The organism is Longimicrobium sp. (assembly GCF_036387355.1).
Lineage (GTDB): Bacteria > Gemmatimonadota > Gemmatimonadetes > Longimicrobiales > Longimicrobiaceae > Longimicrobium.
Map to the genome: position 1 here is coordinate 1 of NZ_DASVTX010000586.1, position 6210 is coordinate 6210.

The 6210-nt window shown below is 70.6% G+C and carries 7 protein-coding genes and 1 pseudogene; 1 reads left to right on the top strand and 7 read right to left on the bottom strand.

From position 1 onward, the window contains the following. Positions 1 to 472, top strand: a pseudogene (locus VF665_RS25445) (TonB-dependent receptor); the annotation flags it as partial. 118 nt (positions 473 to 590) lie between these two features. Here the strand turns inward: VF665_RS25445 and VF665_RS25450 are convergent. The 7 genes from VF665_RS25450 to VF665_RS25480 form a co-directional block, all read right to left on the bottom strand. After that, positions 591 to 1178 (bottom strand): hypothetical protein, encoded by a 588-nt coding sequence (locus tag VF665_RS25450; RefSeq protein WP_331056309.1) that lies wholly within the window; start codon positions 1176 to 1178, stop codon positions 591 to 593. Positions 1179 to 1187: 9 nt separating this feature from the next. Further along, on the bottom strand, positions 1188 to 1403 hold the full coding sequence (locus VF665_RS25455; RefSeq protein WP_331056310.1) for a hypothetical protein: 216 nt from the start codon (positions 1401 to 1403) through the stop codon (positions 1188 to 1190). Beyond that, positions 1400 to 2281: a hypothetical protein gene (locus VF665_RS25460; protein ID WP_331056311.1), complete on the bottom strand. Its 882-nt coding sequence runs from the start codon at positions 2279 to 2281 to the stop codon at positions 1400 to 1402. Before VF665_RS25460 ends, VF665_RS25455 begins: the two co-directional genes overlap by 4 nt. Positions 2282 to 2382: 101 nt before the next feature. Beyond that, entirely contained in the window at positions 2383 to 2838 is a 456-nt protein-coding gene (locus tag VF665_RS25465) for an SET domain-containing protein (protein ID WP_331056312.1), read from the bottom strand. A gap of 90 nt (positions 2839 to 2928) precedes the next feature. Further along, positions 2929 to 4239 (bottom strand): hypothetical protein, encoded by a 1311-nt coding sequence (locus VF665_RS25470; protein WP_331056313.1) that lies wholly within the window; start codon positions 4237 to 4239, stop codon positions 2929 to 2931. A 32-nt stretch (positions 4240 to 4271) separates the two neighbouring features. Continuing rightward, entirely contained in the window at positions 4272 to 4694 is a 423-nt protein-coding gene (gene msrB, locus VF665_RS25475; protein ID WP_331056314.1) for a peptide-methionine (R)-S-oxide reductase MsrB, read from the bottom strand. Between the two features lie 413 nt (positions 4695 to 5107). After that, positions 5108 to 6210 (bottom strand): serine hydrolase domain-containing protein (locus VF665_RS25480; protein WP_331056315.1); only part of this gene is annotated, 1103 nt, incomplete at its 5' end.

Here is a 6210-nt window from a genome sequence, read left to right on the forward strand (position 1 = left end):
GGACGGTCCCACTCGCACCTGGGGGACGGAACTGCTGGCGCGGTGGCACCGCGAACCGTTTCACGTCACGGCCACGCACACGTGGCTGCGCTCGCGCGAAGAAGACGTGGAGACCGCCGCCCGCCGCGAGGTGCCGCTCACGCCGCGGCACGCGTTGGGGCTCGTGGGGATGTGGGAGGCGGAGGGCGAGGGGCGGCTGGGGGTGGAGTTCTACTACACCGGCCGCCAGGCACTGGAAAGGAACCCGTATCGCGACACCAGCCGGCCGTACCTGGTCGTGGGGCTGCTGGGCGAGCGGCGGTTCGGGCCGGCGCGGGCGTTCATCAACCTGGAGAACCTGCTGGACGTGCGGCAGACGCGCTGGGACCCGCTGGTGCTCCCCGCCCGCTCCCCCGAGGGCCGCTGGACGACGGACGTCTGGGCGCCGCTGGAGGGCCGCGTCATCAACGCCGGTGTGCGGCTGGAGCTGTAATCGTATCCGGAGTACGGGCGTCCACACCCCCGTCCTTCATCCAGGCAAAAACGGACAGAGGCACGGAGGAGATGATGTCCTCCGTGCCTCCTGTTCAAGACGGTTCACCGCGCGCGCGTCAGACGGGAGAATCGCACTGGTCCACGGTGTTGCCCTGGAAGCTCTGATAGATCCCCGGGCCGACCGGGACGTAGAGGACCACGGGCACCGCCGCGCCTGCCTCCTTGCACACCCGCATCCGCCCGCGCCAGCCCACCGGTTCCAGAAGGCCGGATTCGCGCGGACGGGGCATGCCGAACTTCACGTACAGGTGTCCGTTGAACCTGAATGGCTCGTTGTGCTCGAACCACGTCTGGCCCGTGGCGTAGACGGGCTCCGGAGGCTCGGCCGGGGGCGGCTGGCGCATGACGTCCGACAATTCGGCCCCCACCAGCCGCGGCACGGCGTACGATTCGTCGCCGAACGCGGCCACCACCCAGCGGCCCCGCTCGCGGCGCCACTCCACGAACGCGGCGGAGCGCGCGGACCGCCGCGGCACGAAGCGGTTGGCGCCCACGGCCCGCCACGGTTCCCGGTACTCGAACGCGGAGCTGGTCAGCGATCCGAGGGGCATCCCTTCGGGATTGAACAGGAACGACCGCCGCAGCGGGCCGCACCCCGCGAGGGCCGCCGCCGTCTCCGGCCCGCGGAAGCGCCACACGCGCACCTCGTCGCCCTACGGATGGTGAACCGTGTGCACCCACGTCCAGTCGCCCTCGGCGGGCAAGTAGGCGGTGGGATGCTCGTCGCCGTCGCCCTGCAAACTTTCCAGAAAAATGCGCATCTGCCGCGCCGCGGAACGTGTGCTCTCCGCATGCCCCTGCGCGCCGCACGCACGGGGCGCAATGGCGGCCGCGACCGCCACGAACGCGAGCAGAACCACCGTCTTCACAGGCATCCGTCCGTGTAGCGTTGGTATGCCTGGTACAGTCCTGAGCTGACCCCGACGTACAGCCAGTTCGGTGTGGGCACGTCCGCCGTCGAGTACACCCTCACCTGGCCCACCCAGCCGATGGCCTCCAGCGGATCCGCCGCGGCGGCCGGCAGGCCCTGCGGCTCGTAAAGGATGCGACGGTAGGTGAGGTGCCTGCCGCCCACGTACCACGGCTCCGGTTCCGCGTAGGCCGGTTCCGCGGGCGCGGGCCCCGCGGGCGCACGGAGAACCTGCGCGTACACGGAATCAGGCGGCTGCGGCGCGGGAAACCGCTCGTCGCCAAAGGACGAGATCACCCACTGGCCGTCCTCCAGCCGCCACTCCACGAACGCCGCGGGCGCGACGGGTTCGCCGTTGGGTCCGTCCGGCCACAGCCCGCCGGGCGCAAACCGGTTGGGCCCCGCCAGCAGCCAGGGCCGCGGATGGCGGAGCGCCCACGTGGTCAGCGATCCCAGGGGCTGCCTCTGGGGATTGTACAGAAAGGACCTGCGCACCGGTCCGCACCCCAGCATGGCCGCTTCCGTTTCCAATGCCGGAAAGCGCCACACGCTCACCCGCGTTCCGGACGCGTCGTGCACCGTCTCCACCCAGGTCCAATCGCCCCGGGATGGAAAGAACGACTCGGGGAGCGGGCCGCCCTCGCTCCTGAGCACCGCGTGGAATGCCTCCATCCGCTCCCGCGGCGACGGTGGGACCGCCGCCTGCGGCAGGGCGCCGTGCTGTGCATCAACCCTTGCCGAACCCGCCAGAAGGGAGATCACGATCAGTGCAAAGGCCGCGCGTTTCTGCATGTGCTTCTGCGTCTGGCTGAACAGCGGGCCCGGAGGAAAGATCATGGGCGGGCGTGGCGAGGACGGGGATTGCGGGCGCGGCCACCGGTGCGTGCGTATCTGGCCAGACTCCTGGCGGCTGCCGACGCTCTCGGCGGCGACGGCCGTCAGCGCTTATTGCCCAGGATGGTGCCGCGGCAGGAGGGGGCGCCGCAGTGGCAGGGAAAGCGGCGCTTCATCTTCGCCGTGTGGCGCTCGGGGAGAATGTAGTTGTAGTCGTACGCCAGTTCCTCGCCCGCCTCGATGTCGCGGATGCTTTCGATGAACAGCCGCCCGTCCTCCTCCACCACCTCGCAATTGGGATCGCAGGAGTGGTTGATCCACCGCGCCAGGTTTCCCCCGTACGCCGCGTCGATCATGGTGTCGTCATCCACCGCAAACAGAAAGGTGTGGTGGATGGTGTCCGGGTCGTCCGGATAGCGGCGCTCGGCCTCGGCGTTCGTGATGCGCTCGCCGCGGTACTCCACGATGCGCGTGTCGGCGGGAATGGGCGCGCGGGCGTACACGCCGCGGCCATGGATGCCGGAGCGGCGCGCGGAAAGAAAGCGCCGGACGGGAAGCACGGGTCTCCTCATCCGGCGATTCTAGCACCCCGCGCGCCGCGGCGGGAGGGTTCCGCCCGTCCCGCGGTGGAACAGCCCCGCCCGCCCGCGTCATTCGAAGAAGACGCTGCTCCCGCCGATGGCGCTCCCTCCGCGCACCAGCTCCTGGTTGCGCCGCGCCCGCGCCTCCACCTCCTCCTCGCGCACGCGTCCGCCGCGCGCCGCGAGCGTCTGCCGGGGCTCGTTCTCGTCCAGCAGATCGTACACGCGGGCCTCCTCGTCCGTGGCCAGCGCCTGCACCACGGCCCGGTGCAGCGGCGCGATCATGGACCCGCCGCCGGTGAGCGTCTGCGCGTTGATGGGGCCGCGGACGTGGTCGCGCAGAAAGGTGTCGCGCACGGCGATCACCCGCTCCGCGAATTTGCGCAGCGCCGCCGTGGTGCGCCCCGCGTCCTCCCCCGCCCCGATCCGCAGCAGCCTCCCGTCCGCTCCCTGCAGCGTCACCGGCGCGCCGCGGTACAGGTCCACCTTCAGTGCGTCCCACTCGCCGGGCGAAAGCGCGCGGATCGCGCGCTGCGCGTCCTCATCCACACTGTCATAGATCGCCTGGTCCAGCTCGCGGATCCCCAGCTCGTACGACTGCTGCACGATGGTGGGGCGGTGCCAGTCGTTGCTGCTGAAGCTGGTGTCGAACTGCACGTAGCCGAAGTCCGTGGTGAACCCGCCGATGTCGATCACCAGCACGCCGAAGCTGCCGGCCATGCGCCGCAGCGCCTGCAGAAACCCCTCCGGCTCCAGCATCTTCATCAGGTGCAGCGAGCGGCCTTCGCGCGGCGCAAAGCTCGCGGCGGGCGGATACCAGGTCGCGTTGCGCCCGCGCGTGAACATGCCGCAGGCGTTGCTTTCCGGCTCGTAGACGGTCACGCGGCCGCGCGCCGGGCGCCAGCCGGCCGCGTCCAGGATCCCCGCGATCCGCCCGTCCGCGTCGCCCATCTCCATCCTGGGAACGCAGACGCGGACGGCGCTCGAGGCGATGTCGTCCCCGTACCGCGAACCCTGCAGGCTCTCCCGCAGTCCGCGAAAGAATTCCGTGGCCACGCGGTCCCAGTCCTCCGACTCCGTCCCCTGCCCCATCTGGTCGCGCGTCACCGGCGAGTCCGTCGCGAACAGCCGGGCCTTCCAGTAGCGGAAAATGTGGACACCATCCCCCGGCGTCAGCGCGGCCGCCGCGGCCCCGATGGTCCACCGCGCGCCGCCCGGCCCGTCCGTGCGCGCCACGACGGAGGGGACGCAGAAGTCCACCTCGTCGCCGGCGAGCGGCAGGTCGCGAAGCAGGTCCGACGCGCCGTTCCAGTCCCTGCGGATGGCGACCTTGGTGTACGCGCTGCCCAGATCGATGGAAACCAGCCTGCGGTTCTTCACGAACGTTTGCGCCTCATGCCCATCCCCGGCCTTTACGCGGTGACCAGGGAGATGGGGGCTCCCTCCGGCACGTGCTTCATGCTGACGGAATTGATGCAGTAGCGAAGCCCGGTGGGTGGCGGGCCGTCGGGAAAGACGTGGCCCAGGTGGCCGTCGCAGCGCGCGCAGCGGACCTCGGTGCGCACCATGCCGTACGATCGGTCGTGGTGCTCGCTCACGGCGTCCGGGGTCAGCGGGCTGGTGAACGAGGGCCAGCCGGTGCCCGACTCGAACTTTTCGCCGGATTTGAACAGCGGGTTGCCGCACGCCGCGCACACGTAGGTGCCGGGGTCCTTGGTGCCCAGAAAGCAGCCCACGCCGGGGGATTCCGTGCCGTGCTGGCGCAGCACGCGGTACTCCTCGGGCGAGAGCCGCTTCTTCCACTCGTCGTCGCTCAACAGCAGTCGGTCCGCCATACGCCTCATGGGGTTGCTGGAAAAACACTGCGCTCCGGAGATGAACCGCGCGCCGGGGCGGACCCGCAAAATGGCGGCCCGCCCCGGCGTCTGGATAGTGCCTCGGACAAAGTACTGCGCTGCAACCGCTTGCGGACCGCCAAGCTGCCATGATGAGGAGGCGCCGGAGGCACCTGCCGCATTACCGATTCTGGCGCCGACGAAGGATCTGCTGCGCCGGTGAGAACGGGCGTGCGTGTCGCGACCCTGGCTCGGCGGCAAGTAGATCCTTCGACTCCGCGCCACAGTTCGGAGCGGCGGATGGTTCGGCGAAGCGCTCCGCTCAGGATGACAGGTGTTTATGCACCCAAGTCATTGCCGCACAAAAACTTGTCATCCTGACGAGGCGCCTCACCGCCGCTGGTGGCTGGCGTCTACTGCCGCGACAGGAAGCCCAGCAGCGGGCCCATCATGGGGCGGATGTCCTGCTCCAGGTCGTAGTTGCCCAGCACCACCAGCGTCCACGGCCCTACCATCTCCACGTCCGCGCCGATCCCCGACGCGCCGCCGCCGCCGCTGTGGCCGATGGTCGCGTGCTCATCTTCCGGAAAGCGCGCCACGTAGAAGCCGTAACCGTACTGCACCGGCGCTCCCGGCCCCATCGCCACCTTTCCGGCCATCACCGTGTCCGTCATTGCCGCGCCCAGCAGCCGGTGCCCGCGCAGCGCGCCGGTGAAGCGGAACAGGTCCTCCGCCGTCATCGCAATCCCGCCAAAGCCGCTCAGGTCCGTGGACGGGCCCTGGCTGCCCACCATCCACTCGTTGCTGCGCCGCGGCTCCAGCCCCATGGGGTCCATCTCCGGGGGCCGCGAGTAGCCGCGCGCCCAGGGCAGCCGGCGATACGCGTCCATGTTCGCGGCCGCCATCCCCGCGGGGCGAAAGATGTGGTCCCGCACGTACTCGCCGAAGGGCTGCCCGCTCACCCGCTCCACCACGGCCGCCAGCACCGCGTATCCGCCGTTGCTGTACTCCATCCGCTCGCCGGGGCGAAACTCCAGCGGCTGGTCCGCAAAGAGCGCCATCCACTCCCGCGGCGTGGCGTACCGCGCGCCGCGCACGTACCCCGGCGCCTGGAACGGGTCGCGGACGCCCGCCGTGTGCGTCAGCAGGTGGTGGATGGTCACGTGGCGCCGCGCGTCCTCGTTCGGATAGTCCGGCAGCACCGCGCCCAGCGTGTCGGTGAACTTCAGCTTGCCCTGCTCCACCAGCTGGGCCACGGCCACGCCGGTGATCATCTTGGGCACCGAGCCCGTGCCGATGCGCGTGTCCAGCGTGTTGGCCCGCCCCGCGTCCCGGTCCGCCATGCCGTACGCTTGGTGATGGACGATGCGCCCGTCGCGCGCCAGCAGCACCACGCCGCTGAACCGGTCCGCCTGCGCCGCCGCGCCCACGTGGGCCGCGACCGCGGCGACGGCCGCCGCCTCGTCTACCTTGCCCTCCGGCAGCGCCGGGCGCGCCCCGGGGCCCTGCATAGGGT